Raw genomic sequence first — 16,774 nt, forward strand, 5'->3', positions numbered from 1 at the left:
TTAAAATGAAACATATACTTTTATTAGGCGGTTATGGTTTTATAGGGACTAATATTATTAAATATGTAGATAACCATCTAAAAGATAAATACCGTTTTATTGTTTTTGACCGGCTGCCTACTCATATGTACGGCATATCATTCGAATCGATCGAGAAGACTTATACTGGAGATTTTTCTTCAAGAGCGGATATGGAAAAAATATTTTCTGAAAATCAGATTGATATCGTCATACATTCATTATCATCTACAGTTCCTTCCACATCACTTGACCCTAAATTTGATATAGAGTCCAATCTTCTGCCAACGATACAATTTTTAGAATTGCAAGGGAAATACAAAGTACCGTCGATTATTTATTTATCATCGGGTGGGGCCATATATGGAAACGATAGCTTGTGCGCATTTTCCGAAGACCATTTTTCCAATCCAATCAGTTCATACGGAATTACTAAACTTGCTATAGAGAAGTATCTTTATCTTTATCACATGCAATATGGATTCAATTATCTGATTTTGAGACTTTCTAATCCATATGGTCCCTATCACTATTCGCAAAAACAAGGTGTAATTAATATTGCACTTGAAAGAGCTATGAAGAATGATTCGTTCTCTGTTTGGGGTAATGGTGAAGGCACCAAAGATTATATTTATATAGAAGATTTTTGTAATATCTTGTTTGAACTGCTTGATAGTAAAGTTTATAATAAAGTGCTGAATGTAGGATCGGGTGAAACCGTCTCGCTGAATACAATCCTTCGTATAATTAAATCGTATTATCCGAATTTTGAATGGATAAATACTTCTTCATACCCCAATGATATTGCTAATTTCTCTTTGAATATTAATCGATTGAAAACATTCATTCCGGACATTCGGTTTACTGATATAAATAAGGGAATCAATAAAACTTTAAATTGGCTTCTTCATGGGAAAGATTCTATTTAGCATCATCATACCGTCTTACAATAGCGCATTATTTATACGTCGCTGTTTGGACTCACTTCTTAAACAGACTTATTCAAACTGGGAGGCCATAGTGATTGATAATCATTCTACTGATGACACTGTTTCTATTGTCAAAAGTTATGGAGATAGTCGTATTCAATGCTATTTAATACATAACGAAGGTGTAATTGCTAAGTCTCGAAACTATGGAATCACTTTTGCAAAGGGAGATTATGTTTGCTTTTTGGATTCGGATGATTGGTGGAAAGAAAATAAACTCAATACGTGTCTTCTTTATTGCAATCTTAATGAAGAAGTTTTTATTTATCACCAGTTTGAATTATATAGAGAGGAGCAGAGGGGGCTTCACTCTAATAAATCTCAATATAGAGAATTGCCAAACAGCAACAGAGTACGTAACCTACTTTGTAATGGAAATACGATAGGAACTTCAAGCGTTTGTTTATCTCGCTCTATTCTTACGCGGTATCAATTTAACGAAAGCCCTTTGCTTGCTGGAGTGGAAGACTTTGATTTATGGATTCGTATTTTAAATAATGATACTGTTAAGACATTCTTTATAGACCAAGCGTTAGGATTCTATTATGTAGGTAATACGTTTTCTGCATCTGCCAAACAGCTGACAAAGCTTCGCTTCTTGATTGCTCAATATATAGGATGTTTTGATAAGGCTATCCGTAGAGAAATAATTAAATCATGGTATTTCCAAAAGGCAGTGTATCATTATGTGAACTTCAAATTTCCCGAAGCCATTAAATTCTTTCTTATCTCTGCAACATCTAAGTCGAAAAAAATTCGCTGCATATCTATACAAGCTATTGTTAAAAGCAATTTTTTGAGAATATATAACATTTTGAAATGAACATAACGAAATCTTCATTCTTAGTAGGGTGGCTATGTCTATTTTGCCTATTTTATATTCCTTTAAATTTTTCATCATGGATGTTTAATGCTTTGCCATTAGTGTCAGTAAGGTTAATATTAACATTAGTGCTGGTTTTTGTTTTATTTTCTCGTAAAATTTTAGTTACGAAGTCTGAATTTGCATTCTTGTTATTATCTGTAGCTTATTGCACCGCTGAATGGCTATATAATCCGGCGTATAATAAAAATTTCATAAACGATTTGATATTTTTTATGTTTTGCTTCTCTTTTTATATTATACAAAAAGATATGCAAAATTTGAAAGTTAAAGTTATAAAGGTGTGGGTTGGTATCGTTTCATTAGCCTCTATATCATCAGTGCTTTCGTGTGTCTTATATGCTTTTTTACCTTCGACTTTTTTTCCTGCTGGATATGATGGATATGCAACGGTAATTAACCCTTTGGGATTCATTCATTTAGAAACAGGTGGATTTCGGCCAAGTTGGTTCTTTGCAGAACCAAGTTATTTAGGATTTTATTTAGGCGCCAATTTACTGTTTGTTTACCGTTATTATAAAACAAGATTACCCAAGAGTGCATTTAAACTATTTATGATGATTTATCTATTGAGTTGTTTCACCGTTCAATCAGGTACGATAGTAGTTAGTCTTGCATTCTCTTTCTTAATTTCAATTTTCTATAAGTTGGCATTTAAGTCAACTACTACTCTGTATTGGCTGTTAGTGGCTCTTATGATTGTAGTTCTAATAGTTGTATTAGAACTGGACTTAATGGAGATTTACACATCTTACAATCTTCTTTCTTCATTGGGTGATCGACAATCAAGAATGATTTCATCGGCTGAAATCTATCAAGATATGTCAGCATGGGAATATCTTTGGGGCAAAGGAAGTGATTATGTTGCTCTTCTTAACGGTAGAGGTGAGTCGAATACTTATTATAAAATATTTATTGAGCAAGGAACTGTACCGCTTGTATTGTTTCTGATTTATATTAAATTCTTTCTAAGGAAATCTGTTTTTGCCTTGGCTTTTGTTCTTATTGCTTTTAATTCTACTATCTGCCACTTCAGTCCTATGACATTTTTCTATTTTATCGCTTTATATAATTTCTATGGGAGTCAGCATATGGAAGAATCTCGCACATATAGAATAATAGGCAATAGGGTTGTGGCATTGTGATTTTAAATCCTAAGATTGTAGGTATGCATTTCAATTTTCTTAATAACTTCACTTCAAACTCATCAAATGTTGATACGTCTAAATTTGGAGGTGAGTCTGAAACTATATCATACTTGAGATTCCCTCTTATTGTGTTGGTAGTAATGATTCATTCTAAATTTGACGGGGTTGTAGTTAATGGAGTTGGTTTGATGCACGATGGTGGTTTTCCTTGCTATTCTACAATATCTACCCTCGTTTCAAACATTATTGCGAGTATAGCAGTTCCTTTGTTTTATTTCATTTCTGGATTCTTGTTTTTTTTCAAAACTGCATTTTTTAGTTTTGATGTATATTGTAGCAAAATCAAAAAAAGAGCAAAAACTATACTTATTCCTTATTTATGTTGGAATTTATTTGTTATTCTGCTGTTGCTGGCTGCAGAAAGTGTTTTCCCGGGGCTATTATCAGGAAAGAATAAGCTTGTGGTAGATTATACATTTACAGATTGGCTATGGTCTTTCTATGATACTTCGCATATTAATCCAACTGTAGAAGGTGCTTTTCCCATATGTTATCAGTTTTGGTTCTTGCGTGACTTAATGGTTACTATGGTTTTCTCTCCTATCGTTTATCTTGGAGTTAGGTATTTGAAAGTATTATTTATACTATGCTTGGGCATTTTATGGCTTATTAATTTTTTGCCTGCTATTCCTGGTTTTAGTTCAGCTGCTATGTTTTATTTTTCATTTGGTGCTTATTTTAGTATTCATAAAAAAGATTTTGTTGCAACAATGCGACCATTATTGCCTTTATCATTATTAGCATATCTTTTATTGGTTAGTGTTCGATTTATACCTGGTTGTATGAATTCATGGTACATTGAATACGTACATCATTTGAGCATTATACTGGGTATGTTATGTATGATTGCTATTACGTCATACTTGCTTTGTATGGGAAAGATAAAAAGTCATCATTTCCTGACTAATAGCAGTTTCTTTATCTATGCTTTTCATTCAATGCCATTGGTGTTAATTATTAAGTTGTTATTCAAGGCTATTCAGCCTCAGTCGGATTTTACAATCTGCATGCTCTATTTTTTATGTCCAGCAATTACAATTGTGATAGGTCTTGGCTTATATAAATCATTAGTAATTCTTTTTCCAAAATTTACCGCAATCATTACTGGTGGAAGAAAATAATCAAATTCAAGGTCAACAAACATTAATCGTTTTCTGGTAACCTTTAATTTATGAAGAGTAAAATATCATTTTTTCTTCCCTCATTTAATATAGGGGGAGTAGAACGTGTATTTATTAATTATGCTAATGCACTTTCTGACAAGGGATATAATGTTGATTTTGTGGTTTGCAAAGCTGAAGGTGTGCTTTTAGATTTGGTTTCTTCTTCTGTGAAAGTTGTGTCGTTAGGTAATATTCAGCTTCGCTATTCCTTTTTTAAGCTTAGGAAGTATATCAAGAAGCGTCAGCCGGATTCAGTTATTTCAGGTGGAGACTTTCCGAATATAATGTTGATATTGGCAGCTTCTTTTCTATCAAAACGTCCTCAAATAATAATCTCACAGCATAACTATTATAACATTGAGGTGAAAAATCTAGGATTGTGGGCTCGATGTACAACCTTCTTAATGAAACAAATATATCCGTGGTCTGATGTGGTTATTGCTGTTTCAAAAGGAATCATGACTGACCTATCAAACAAAATCAAGTTAAATCCCAAGCAGTTACTTTATTTGCCTAATCCTATTGATATTGATAAAACTATGCAATTAGGTAACTTACCGGTACCATCATTACCGAATAATTTTATCGTTTTTATTGGACGGCTTAGCAAGGTGAAAAACCTCAAATTACTGTTGAACGCTTTTCAACATATAAAGCATCAAGGTTACGAGCTGCTTATTGTAGGAGATGGACAAGAACGAAGTGAACTTGAAGATTGCGCAAATAATTTAGAGCGAAGTTCTAAAATTCATTTTATTGGAGCTGTTCCAAATTCAATGCCTTATTTAAAGCGTGCTAAAGTGTTGGCTTTACCTTCTTTTTCCGAAGCACTGCCAACAGTACTACTTGAAGCTTTAGCTTTCAGTATTCCTATTGTTACAACGCCTAATGCGGGAGCTGTGGAGATATTGCAAGATGCTAAAAATGCGTTTATCTCAGAATCATTTGATAATGTAGAGGAATTTGCTAGTTTGTTGGATAGTGCCATAGTGCATTGCGCTGAAGATGATAGGTCATTATTGAGTAAATACTACACGTTGAACATCCTACCACAACTGGAACGCATATTACAGTCATGATTTATATTTATTTGTATAAACATTGGTTAGATTCCTACTATTACATTTTTATGAAAGCAGGACATTGTAAGTGAGTTGGAGTACAAAGATGTTGCTTTTTTGAGCGAAATTCAATAGAGAATTGTGAAAAAATTATGAATATATTAATAGACTTTACACAAATTCCCATACAAAAAGTTGGGGTTGGAGTTTATGCAAGAGAAACGTTCCTTGAATTATTACGTGGCACAAATAATAAGTATTACTGTTTAGTTCAAGATGATGACAAAGATATGTTGAATACCTTAAAGTCAAGCAAAATAATCTTCGTCAAATCTAAGTGGTTTAGATTTTTTTTCTTTAGATTCTTCTTAGAGCAGTTCTATATACCATGGATTTGTTATAAATATAAAATTAATATTGTCCATAGTTTGCATTACAGTTTTCCTTTAATTCCATTGAGGGCTAAGAAAGTTGTTACCATTCATGATTTAACCTTCTTTATATATCCAAAAGCGCATACAATCTTTAAGAGGTATTATTTCAGATTTTTTATTCGGTTTGCATGTCGATTTGCAGACGAAATTATATGTGTGTCTAACTCAACATTAAATGATTTAAATCTACACATAAAGCCAATTAAATCTGAAACTCAAGTTATTCCCTTAGCTTGTGAGCAACCAAAAGTTTTTGATCTTGAATCGATAAATAATACAAAGGCGAAGTTTGGCTTGCATAGAAAATATTTATTATTTATCGGAACACTGGAGCCACGAAAAAATATAGTCAACTTATTGATTGCTTTTGAAAAAATAGTAAAAAATGACAGTTCTATTGACTTGGTAATTGTTGGCAAAAAAGGCTGGTTTTATAACGATACTTTGACTAAGGTTCAAGAGCTTAACATAGCCAATCGTGTGATTTTTACAGGCTTTGTTACTACTGAAGAAAAGTTTATTATATTGTCAGGTGCGTATGCTTTCATTTATCCTTCTATTTATGAGGGATTTGGTCTTCCTGTTTTGGAGTCTATTACGTACAACATCCCTACAGTAACAAGTAATATCTCTTCATTACCAGAAGTGGTTGGACAAGCAGCAATATTGATAAACCCCAATAATATTGATAGTATATACAATGCTCTTAAAGAAGTGTTATATAATGAAGATACAAGATTGGTATTAGCTGAAAGATGCTCTAAGCAAGCAAAAAAATTCTCATGGGAAATCACTGCTAAAATGACAGAAAATGTGTATGATAAATATCAAGTTGTTAAATGAGAACTGTGAAAGCTTTATATTATCAATGCATATTAAAAGCATTTACATATCTGGGAGAAATAAAAGAAAGCAGTAGGTAGATTTCGAAAAGAGTATCTCGATGTTTTTTAGTAGTGCTTTATCATAGAGAGTTTTACTATCCTATTACAGTTGATAATTGGGGCTTAGTGTGTGTACTTTAGAATGATTCCCCCCCTTTTTCTATCCAGCTATCTTTTTTATTTAATCGTTTGATTTTTTCACTCAAACGAAAGATACTGTAGTTTTTTTGTATAATGAAGTTTTCCCCTTTTTGAAGAAAATAAATGTTATGAAACTTTCTTTTGTCATTGTTGAATACCATTCAGTGGAGGATATTTTGGCTTGTTCTTCATCCATACAAGAGAATATGGAAAAGACATCTTATCAATTTGAGATAATAGTATCCTCTAATTCATTGTATAATTCCGAAAAGCGGAAACAATTACTTGCTGTACATTCTCTATGTAAATGGATTTTTAATGCTGAAAATGGTGGCTTTGCTTATGCAATGAACCAAGGATTAAAAGTGGCTACCGGAGATATTTTGGTGATTATGAATCCTGATGTAAGATTGAAGTCAGGGATTGGAGAGATGGTTGAATATTTCGCAGCCCATGAAAAAATTGGACTGATAGCTCCTATGATTAGAAATACATTGGGTGACATACAAGATAGCTATCGTCATTTTATTACACCATGGCGTTTCTTGGTTAGACATTTGGTTAGAGTTATTGGGCAAAAAAAATTAAAGAAGTATGATAATCCGGTGAATATGGATTGGGTCTGTGGAGCATTTATGATGATGTCTCGTGCATCGTATACCTTTGCAAAAGGTCTGGATGATGGTTATTTCCTTTACTGTGAAGATATGGACTTATGCAAGAGAATGTGGTTGGGAGGTTATAAGGTAATTTATTATCCGATGGCTGAAATAGAGTACGAAGGAACACGTTCTGCAAGATACTCACTGAAGTATGCTCTTGTATTTCTCAAATCTTTATTAAGATATTGGAGGAAGTTTGGCTGTATTGGTTAAAGATTAAGAGTTCTTAATTTTGCATCTGAAGTTGAGACGATTTATATGGGCTGATTAAGGTGCTTGTAGAAAAGGGTAGTTAGGGATTTATCATTTGGCTATATCTATAGCTGATATACAACAAGATATTCATTCTAAATTGAGAAAGATAGCTCCTGCTTTTTTGAGCGATATGGTGAGGATATGTACTATATTCAACTCAATCCTAATGCATGTGGCATTTCTTTTGAAAAAAATATTGAAAAGGTTTACTTTTTCAAGTGTATCACTAACAGCCATGTTCTCGGTTAATATCTTTTATAGAATATTTTCATGAATATACTTATTACCGGAATCCACGGTTTTGTGGGTTCCAATCTTGTTGTGGCTTTGAAGGAAAGCCATACCCTTTATGGGTTGGATATCATTACTCCCGAAAAGGAGGGTGTGACAAAGACTTTTTCTTGGAAGGATATTGAAACTATTTCTTTCCCAATGCAGAATCTTCCTAAATTTGATGCCATTATTCATCTGGCAGGCAAGGCGCATGATACGAAGAATCAGTCTGCCGCTCAGGTATATTTTGATATCAATACTGGATTGACTCAGAAGATATTTGATTTCTTTCTGGAATCGTCTGCAAAGAAGTTTGTATTCTTCAGTTCGGTGAAAGCTGCTGCTGATAGTGTATCTGGAGACATACTGACGGAGGACGTAATACCGGCTCCGGTAGGGCCTTATGGAGAAAGTAAGATAAGGGCAGAAGAATACATTTTCTTGGAACTAAAAAGAAGGGAAGAATTGAAGGTGGCTGATGGTAAGCAGGTGTATATCTTGCGTCCCTGCATGATTCATGGTCCCGGCAATAAGGGAAACTTGAATCTGCTTTACAATGTAGTGAAGAAAGGTATTCCCTGGCCGTTGGGAAGTTTTGAGAACAGACGCTCATTTACTTCGATTGACAATCTTTGCTATGTGGTGGAAGGATTGTTGGTGAAAAACGCGGCGAGTGGTATTTATCATATGGGGGATGATGAAGCCTTGTCCACAAATGAGCTGATATCTTTGATGTGTGTAGCTTTGGGGCGCAAGCCGCATATCTGGAGGATGAATAAGCGGATGATGGAGTTTTGTGCCCGCCTTGGAACTTTGCTTCATCTGCCTTTGAATACGGAACGCTTGCAGAAGTTGACGGAGAATTATGTGGTGAGTAATGCGAAGATAAAGGCTGCCCTTGGCATTGACAAAATGCCGGTGAAGGCGGAAGAGGGAATCGTGAAAACGATAAAGTCGTTTGTTACTCATGTTTAACTATTATATACTGTGTTTGTTGTATGTCCATAAAGAGAGTAGATGCTTCGCTATGCTCTGCATGACGGATGCTAATAATATGAATAGGTCCTAATTTCTTACTTAAGATGTATTATTTGACAGTCTTGGTTCTGCTATTTCTGGCAGAACTTTTTTATTTTAAGATAGCAGATAAGTGCAATATCATCGACAAACCTAATGAGCGGAGTTCTCATACTAAAGTGACTTTACGCGGTGGGGGAATTATCTTCTACTTCGGTGCATTGGCTTATTTTCTGGCGAGTGGTTTTGACTACTTTTGGTTTATGCTGGCATTGACTTTGGTGACGTTCATCAGTTTTGTGGATGATATAAAATCCACCGGACAAATGACAAGACTGCTTTTCCATTTCTCTGCCATGACCTTGATGTTTTATCAGTGGGGGCTGTTTTCCTTGTCTTGGTGGTGGATAGTCATTGCCTTGATAGTCTGTACGGGCATCATCAATGCCTACAACTTTATGGATGGCATTAACGGTATAACCGGTGGTTATTCTCTGGTTATTCTTGCTGCGTTGGCCTATATCAATAAAGAGGTAGTGACTTTTGTGGAAGCGGATTTTATCTATACCGTTATCTGTTCTGTTCTTGTCTTCTGCTTCTTTAATTTTCGTAAGAAAGCCAAGTGCTTTGCCGGTGATGTGGGTTCCGTGAGTATTGCTTTTATCCTTCTTTTCCTGATAGGCAGGCTCATCATTGAAACGGAAGATTTCAGTTGGATAGCCCTTTTATCCGTTTACGGTGTAGACAGTGTTCTGACTATCATCCACCGTCTGATGCTTCATGAGAATATCGGCTTGCCGCATCGCAAACATCTGTATCAGATAATGGCGAATGAACTGAAAGTTCCTCATGTAATGGTTTCTTCTATTTACATGGCAGTGCAGGCAATCATAATCGTAGGATATATAATGTGTTTAGGTTACGGTTATTGGTATTTGGCAGGTATAATTCTTTTGCTTTGTTTTCTTTATATCTGCTTTATGAAGAAGTATTTCGGATTGCACTAGTCGACGTGAGTAATACTGAAATGATGATTAGTAGAATAATGAAAGGCGATGGAGACTAAAATCTCCATCGCCTTTCGTCTTTTTTTGAAATATAAATCGTACCTTTGTGATACACCAATCAGGTTATAATAACATGGAACAGATGCGTAAACTGCCGATAGGCATACAGACTTTTGATAAACTACGTGAAGGGAATTTTCTTTATGTAGATAAGACGGCTATGATTTATCAAATAGCATCTACTTCTACTCCTTATTTCTTGAGCCGTCCCCGTCGTTTTGGCAAGAGCCTGCTTCTTTCTACCTTTGAAGCCTACTTTCAAGGGCGTAAAGACTTGTTTCAGGGCTTGGCCATCGAACAGTTGGAAACGAAGTGGGAACAGTATCCTGTTCTACATCTTGACTTGAATGCCCGGAAATATGAAGCTGCTGCTGACCTGACGGCTATGCTTAATCAGTATCTGGAGAAATGGGAGCTGCTCTATGGTCAGGAGAAGAAAGACCGTAGTCCGGAAGAGCGTTTTGCTTACGTGATAGAGCGGGCATGCACTCAGACAGGAAAGCAGGTTGTTGTGCTGATTGATGAGTATGACAAGCCATTGCTTCAAGCGGTCTTGGATGAGAACTTGCTGGATGAGTATCGGAAAATATTGAAAGCGTTCTACGGTGTCTTGAAGAGCGCTGACCGTTATCTTCGTTTTGTTTTCCTGACCGGAGTGACCAAGTTTGCGCAAGTAAGTGTGTTCAGTGACTTGAACCAGCTGAATGATATCAGCATGAAGTCTCCTTACGCTGCTTTGTGTGGTATTACCAAAGAGGAGTTGGTGAAAACCTTTCTGCCGGAACTTGAGAGACTGGCTAAACGAAGAGGGATATCTTTACAAGAAGTGATTGATTTGATGGAACGTCAATATGATGGTTACCATTTTCATCCGGAAGGTGTAGGAATGTTCAATCCGTTCAGTGTATTGAATGCTTTTGATGCAGAAGAGATGGGGTACTATTGGTTTCAGACCGGCACACCTACTTACTTGGTTGACTTGCTGAAGCAGAGTGATTACGATATACGTCTATTGATAGATGGAGTGGAAGTGCTGGCTTCCGCTTTCTCTGAATATCGTGCGGAAACAAATAATCCTCTTCCGATGATTTATCAAAGTGGTTATTTGACCATAAAAGGGTATGATGATGATGTGAAGCTATACACTTTAGGCTTTCCAAATGATGAGGTTCGTTACGGCTTTCTGAATTTTTTGGTACCCTATTATACCAATGTATCCAATGATGAGACTGGTTTCCACATCGCTAAATTCATGCGTGAATTGAAGAGTGGAGATGTGGAGGCGTTTATGGAGCGTCTTAAGATATTCTTCTCCGGTATTCCGTACGAGTTGAGTGATGATACGGAACGTCATTATCAGGTTATTTTTCATGTAGTGTTTACTTTGCTGGGACAGTTTATCCGGTCCGAGGTTCGCAGCAGCCGTGGTCGTGCGGACGCAGTAGTTCATACTCCTACCGCTATTTATGTTTTTGAGTTCAAACTGGACGGTACAGCCGACGCAGCTCTGAAGCAAATAGATGAGAAGGGGTATCTGATTCCTTATACCTTGGATGGCAGGAAATTAGTGAAAGTAGGTGTGAACTTCAGTAAAGAAACACGGAATATTGATGAATATATTGTCGTGGAGGAATAGGAACGAACAATCCTATATACGGAAAAGGCGATGAAGATTTGATTCTTCATCGCCTTTTCCATATTATAGTATTTCATTTTATTTCTTCATCCTCAGCACCCGTATTCCCGTCCACTTATTATTGTCTTTCAGCATTTGGGACAAGGGGACTTTGGAGACGACCACTTTCTTGTCGGTAGAGGAAGCGTGTACCAGCAGGAGTTTGTTATCCGCATAGAAAGCGATTCCCATGTGGGCTACGTCCAGCCCCGGAGTGTTGGTGGTGATGGCTATGATATCGCCGTCTTTAATCCACGGGAGACCATCGGCGGGAAGTTTGGCTTTGGGAAGATAGTGAACTTCCTTGCCGGACAAGGATTGCTCAATCTTCTTCATTTTGGCTACGTTCTCCGGCGAATTGGCCAGCTGCTTGTAAAGTTGGGGATGGGAAGACATGTAGGAGATAGACAACCGTTCGGTGTCGGGACTCATGGCGCCCGTTACATCTTGAAGGAAGCCGTTGCGTACGCCATTGTTTATCCAGTCGGCAATATAATGCAGGCGGGAAGTGTACCCGTCGATTTTACCGTCACGGTAACGGATTTTTTGCAGGTTATCGGCGAAAGCGCTTTCCGAGATGTCCCCGTCGGCTAATTTGGGAGTGAGTGTCTCTGCCAGCACATATTCCACCAGCGTGGTGCAGTCTACCTCATCGCAGTTGATGACGAGTTCCTCGGGACCATCTGCCTCCAGTGTATGGGCTACGTATGGCACATCCAGATACTTTATTCCATTGCTCAACATATCTTTCCCTCCCTGGGCAGAAACGGAAGTTACCATGGCTGCGGCGCAGAGGGCGCTGAACATAAATTTAGTCATTGTTTTCATTTTTCTCTCTTTTGATTATTATTGTTCTTAAACGTAAAAAGGATGCAGCAAATTTACTACATCCTTTTTATAAAAGCTTAATCCGGAGGGATTAAATTCAATATTGCTGGATTAAATATTTATAATCCTCCTTTTTATCGAACGGAACAAGGGAGAAACCGTATTCAATGGCGTTCTCTTTGCCCGGACGAATCAGATAGGGCTCATGGGCGGTTGCGCCCCAACTGTCGTCTCCACCGACACCCATCATGCGGTAATCAATGAACAAATCGACCATCTTTTCCGGCAGAGGGTCGGTGAGGTGGCGGTGATGGGTCTTTTCGGTACGCGGAGCGCCGTTGTCAATCGTATCGCCGCTGTCCATACTTTCCAGGGGATAGTTGGAGGCGTTCAGCTCAAAGGTGCGGTCGGCGATGAGCAGCAAACCACGTTGCGTCTTATCGGTAAGGGCGCACCAATAGATGTCCGTGCGATGGTTGTTCTCCTGTGGGCGGACATACGGCTCGTACATATCCTTGACCGGGATGGCGTACTCTCCGATGAACTGGGAGGTACGGCGGTCTCGGTAATTCTCTTTCGGACCGCGACCGTAGTAGGTCAAGTCTGTAAAGCTTTCCGGCAACTGCATCCGCAGGCCCACACGCGGTATCATCGGAGCTTGGTCTCCTTCGGCCATGAAGCGGTTGTCTACCTTGATGACTCCGCTGGCATATATCTTATAGGTGATGTTCCAACGGGCCTCTGTCTGCGGAAAACGGTAGGTCACCTTTACTGTCGTGGCATTGCTGCCCGGAGTCACTTGGAAGCTTTCGGCTTTCGGTTCCTGATAGCTTGCCTCTTTCCAGGCTTTGAGGCGGACGGGGAGGTTGGCTCCATAGTCGTTGTCCGTCGGTGCACGCCAGAAGAAGGGACGGGGACCTTGACCGTTCAGTATGTACTCGTGCTTCTTGTATAAATAGGAGGTGAGCAGACCGCTTTGCTTGTCGAAGGTGGCTTTGAAGTCGGGACCGGAGAACGCCACCAAATTTCCCTCTTCCTTAGAAGTGGCGGGCTGCTGTGCCGTAGCCTCTTTCTTGTAGAAAGTATGGACGTAGGTCTGTTCGCGTGCGATGACCGTGCCGGCCGGGAGGAAAGGCTCTGCCGTCTTGATGGCTGCATAGAACTCGATACGCACATCTCCCGTTGTCTGTTTCTCTTTGGGTATGCCGTTCAGGAAGCCGGTGGTTACCGTCTTGCCCGGTGCAGCATGGATATTTTCAATCTTGCCACGGTAGACTTCCTTTCCATGGTCGCGGATGATGTAGTAGAAGTCGTACTTGTCGAGATTGGTGAAAGAGAAATCATTGCGGATTTTCACGGTGGAAGTCTGCTTGTCGAAGTCGAGGAACTTGATGTTCTGGTAGACCTTCCCCATCTCTTCCGTCTGCGGTTTGACACTGCGGTCGGGATATACCACGCCGTTGATGCAGAAATTACCGTCAGAGGGAGTGCCGTTCTCGCCATAGTCGCCGCCATAAGTCCAGTATTTACGGCCATCGTCAGTCTTGGCGGCAAAGCCCTGGTCTACCCAATCCCAGACACAGCCACCCTGGAGGATGGGATATTTTTCGATGATGTCCCAATACTCCTGGAAGTTGCCGAGGCTGTTGCCCATGGCATGGGCATACTCGCAAAGAATGAGGGGACGCGTCATCTCCTTGTTCCGGGCATACTTCTCCAGATAGGAAGGGGAAGCGTACATCGGGCAGTAGATGTCCGTATTCCATTCCAACAGTGCGCGTTCATACTGGATGGGACGGCTGTCGAGCGTCTTCAAGGTGTTGTAGGTGACGTAGAAATTCAATCCGTTTCCGGCTTCGTTGCCCAGCGACCAGATGATGACTGACGGATGGTTCTTGTCCCGTTCGTACATATTCATGGTACGGTCGAGATGGGCATTCATGAAGAGCGGATTGTTTCCCAGCGTACCGCCTACCCGCAAGTCGTAACCCATGCCGTGACTTTCGATATTGGCTTCGTCGATGACGTAGATACCATATTCATCGCAGAGTTCGTAGAAACGTTCCTGCTGGGGATAGTGGCAAGTGCGTACGGTATTGACATTGTATCTCTTCCAAAGCTCGAAGTCTTTCTTCATCAGTTCTTCGGAGACATAGTGACCGGTGTTCTCGTTGTGTTCGTGATAGTTCACGCCTTTCACGAGGATGGGTTGCCCGTTCACCAGCAATTGCTTGTCCTTGATTTCCACTGTGCGGAATCCTACTTTGCAGCTTGTCGCTTCAATCACATCCCCGTTAGGTCGCTTTAGGCTGATGACGAGGGTATAGAGGTTGGGCGTTTCGGCTGTCCATTGCAAAGGTTCCTGGATGGTTTTCTTAGTGAACTCCACTTCTGTCTGGTCACCGCTGACCTGGGTAGAGGACTGGGCTATCTGCTGGTCGTTCTTGTCCAGCAGGCGGTAGCCAACGAGAAATGGGGAATTTTGTCCGCTTTCATTGGTAAACTGCACCTTTACCTTGAGGATACCGTTCCGGTAGTTCTCATCCAAAGGAGACTCCACCTTGAAGTCCGTGAGATGGATTTGAGGCTGGGCATATAAGTAAATGTCCCGTTCGATACCACTGATGCGCCAGAAGTCCTGGCATTCCAGATAGTTGGCATCGGAAAAGCGGTGTATCTGAATGGCAATGACATTCTTCCCTTTCTTGGCAATGGCGCTGACGTTGAAACGCGCCGGAGTCTTTGCATCTTTACTCATGCCTACAAACTTGCCGTTGAGGTAGTAGAAGGCTGCCCCGCGTACGCCGTCGGCACTCAGGAAAATTTCCTTATCGTCCCAGTCTCCCGGAAGAGTGAACTCGCGGCGGTAGGTGCCGGTGGGATTCCATTCTTGGGGAACGTATGGAGGATTGGGCTTGTCCCAATAAGGAGGATAGCCCGAAGAACAGAATTCATAAGGCTGGTTCACATAGATGGGCGTACCGAATCCCTGCAACTCCCAGTTTCCGGGTACATTGATGTCCGGCCAGCGGCTGGCGTCCACACGGTCCATCATGAAGTCCGTGGGGCGGTCGGCGAAGGTTTCCACATAATGGAATTTCCATTTCCCGTTAAGGGACAAGCGGAAGGTTCCGTTCTTGCGGTCATTGATGACGGCATCAGCCTCCGTGACGTAGGAGGTGAACGTGCTGCGGGCAGGCTCCCGGTTGATGCTTGTCAGCTTGGGGTTGGTAATCTCTTCGTAGCGATTGTTCTCCTGAGCAGTCAGGGCAAAGGGAAACGCTGCGAGGCAAGTGAGTAAAAAATACTTTTTATTCATAATTGCTTTTATTTCTTTGTGGTAGGTTCAGAGACCGGGAATACGAGCCCTTCACGCAACCACTTCTCCAGTTCTTCCGTCCATTGACGCTTGTAGGTGAAGTTGTCCCGGAATCCCCAGCCATGTCCGCCGGTAGGGTAGGCATGCAGGCTGGCAGGCACTTTGTGGTCGCGCAAGGCGAGGAAATAGCCAATGCCGTTGATGGGTGGCACTGCGTCGTCGTCCGAAGAAAGCATGATAAAAGCCTGCGGAGTGCGTGGGGACACTTGTCTTTCGAGGGAGTATTTTTGTTCCAGCTCCTGAGATGGATTTTCTCCGATAAGGTTCTTACGGGAACCTCCATGGGTAACGCCTTTCTGCATGGAAATCACCGGATAGAACAAGATCTGGAAGTCGGGACGGGTCTTGTCACCGCTGTATAGTGTGGCAAGCGAAGCTGCCAGATGGCCGCCGGCAGAAGCGCCCATGATGCCTACACGCTGAGGATTGACACCCCATTCGGCGGCATGTTCGCGTACCATGCGGATGGCTTGTTCGGCATCGGAAAGGGGCACTTCATGGTGCCCGTTGGGCATACGGTATTTCAGTACTGCATAGGTGATGCCTTGTGTGTTGAACCAGGGAGCCATGTCGTGTCCCTCGTGCTTCATGGCCAGCCCTCCGTAGCCACCTCCCGGACACATGATGATGGCCATGCCGTTGGGGTGGGAGGCAGGATACACCGTAAGGGTAGGGGTGGTGACATCGGACACCCATTCGTTGTTATGGTTCTGTCCGGAATTGGTCAGTTCGTTGTTATTGGGGGCACCGTTGGGCCATAGGGGCAGCTCAACGGGCTTTTGTGCAGATAACATGGTCGCTGCAAATAGAAAAGATAAAAGTAGAATCTTTTTCATG

At 40.5% G+C, this 16,774-nt stretch carries 13 protein-coding genes; 10 read left to right on the plus strand and 3 right to left on the minus strand.

The features are described from left to right. The first annotated feature begins 5 nt into the window (after positions 1-5). The 10 genes from DWZ67_RS03860 (at position 6) to DWZ67_RS03910 (ending at position 11,691) form a co-directional block, all read left to right on the plus strand. Entirely contained in the window at positions 6-947 is a 942-nt protein-coding gene (locus DWZ67_RS03860) for an NAD-dependent epimerase/dehydratase family protein (protein WP_117713480.1), read from the plus strand. Beyond that, complete coding sequence (locus DWZ67_RS03865) at positions 928-1,830, plus strand: glycosyltransferase family 2 protein (RefSeq protein WP_057255938.1); 903 nt, start codon at positions 928-930, stop codon at positions 1,828-1,830. The genes DWZ67_RS03860 and DWZ67_RS03865 overlap by 20 nt, the downstream gene beginning before the upstream one ends. Further along, on the plus strand, positions 1,827-3,035 hold the full coding sequence (locus DWZ67_RS03870; protein WP_117951787.1) for a hypothetical protein: 1,209 nt from the start codon (positions 1,827-1,829) through the stop codon (positions 3,033-3,035). The genes DWZ67_RS03865 and DWZ67_RS03870 overlap by 4 nt, the downstream gene beginning before the upstream one ends. Next, on the plus strand, positions 3,032-4,219 hold the full coding sequence (locus tag DWZ67_RS03875; protein WP_227239037.1) for an acyltransferase family protein: 1,188 nt from the start codon (positions 3,032-3,034) through the stop codon (positions 4,217-4,219). The genes DWZ67_RS03870 and DWZ67_RS03875 overlap by 4 nt, the downstream gene beginning before the upstream one ends. Positions 4,220-4,269: 50 nt before the next feature. Beyond that, on the plus strand, positions 4,270-5,340 hold the full coding sequence (locus DWZ67_RS03880) for a glycosyltransferase (RefSeq protein ID WP_117713482.1): 1,071 nt from the start codon (positions 4,270-4,272) through the stop codon (positions 5,338-5,340). Between the two features lie 134 nt (positions 5,341-5,474). Further along, complete coding sequence (locus DWZ67_RS03885; protein ID WP_117713483.1) at positions 5,475-6,599, plus strand: glycosyltransferase family 4 protein; 1,125 nt, start codon at positions 5,475-5,477, stop codon at positions 6,597-6,599. Between the two features lie 310 nt (positions 6,600-6,909). Continuing rightward, complete coding sequence (locus DWZ67_RS03890; protein WP_117713517.1) at positions 6,910-7,656, plus strand: glycosyltransferase; 747 nt, start codon at positions 6,910-6,912, stop codon at positions 7,654-7,656. A gap of 312 nt (positions 7,657-7,968) precedes the next feature. Further along, positions 7,969-8,946, plus strand: coding sequence for an NAD-dependent epimerase/dehydratase family protein (locus tag DWZ67_RS03900; RefSeq protein ID WP_117713484.1), 978 nt, complete (start codon positions 7,969-7,971; stop codon positions 8,944-8,946). A 107-nt stretch (positions 8,947-9,053) separates the two neighbouring features. After that, complete coding sequence (locus DWZ67_RS03905) at positions 9,054-9,995, plus strand: MraY family glycosyltransferase (RefSeq protein WP_117713485.1); 942 nt, start codon at positions 9,054-9,056, stop codon at positions 9,993-9,995. A 133-nt stretch (positions 9,996-10,128) separates the two neighbouring features. Then, positions 10,129-11,691: an ATP-binding protein gene (locus DWZ67_RS03910; RefSeq protein WP_057255927.1), complete on the plus strand. Its 1,563-nt coding sequence runs from the start codon at positions 10,129-10,131 to the stop codon at positions 11,689-11,691. A gap of 78 nt (positions 11,692-11,769) precedes the next feature. Here the strand turns inward: DWZ67_RS03910 and DWZ67_RS03915 are convergent, their stop codons facing one another. The 3 genes from DWZ67_RS03915 to DWZ67_RS03925 form a co-directional block, all read right to left on the minus strand. Further along, positions 11,770-12,558 carry an N-acetylmuramoyl-L-alanine amidase-like domain-containing protein gene (locus DWZ67_RS03915; RefSeq protein WP_005829430.1) on the minus strand — a complete coding sequence of 263 codons (789 nt, stop codon included), beginning with the start codon at positions 12,556-12,558 and terminating at the stop codon, positions 11,770-11,772. Positions 12,559-12,655: 97 nt separating this feature from the next. Continuing rightward, positions 12,656-15,877 carry a glycoside hydrolase family 2 TIM barrel-domain containing protein gene (locus tag DWZ67_RS03920; protein WP_057255925.1) on the minus strand — a complete coding sequence of 1,074 codons (3,222 nt, stop codon included), beginning with the start codon at positions 15,875-15,877 and terminating at the stop codon, positions 12,656-12,658. Between the two features lie 8 nt (positions 15,878-15,885). Next, positions 15,886-16,773, minus strand: coding sequence for an alpha/beta hydrolase (locus tag DWZ67_RS03925; RefSeq protein WP_016273621.1), 888 nt, complete (start codon positions 16,771-16,773; stop codon positions 15,886-15,888). Between the last annotated feature and the right edge of the window lies 1 nt (position 16,774).

It is taken from the genome of Bacteroides sp. AF34-31BH (assembly GCF_003602795.1).
GTDB lineage: Bacteria > Bacteroidota > Bacteroidia > Bacteroidales > Bacteroidaceae > Bacteroides > Bacteroides uniformis.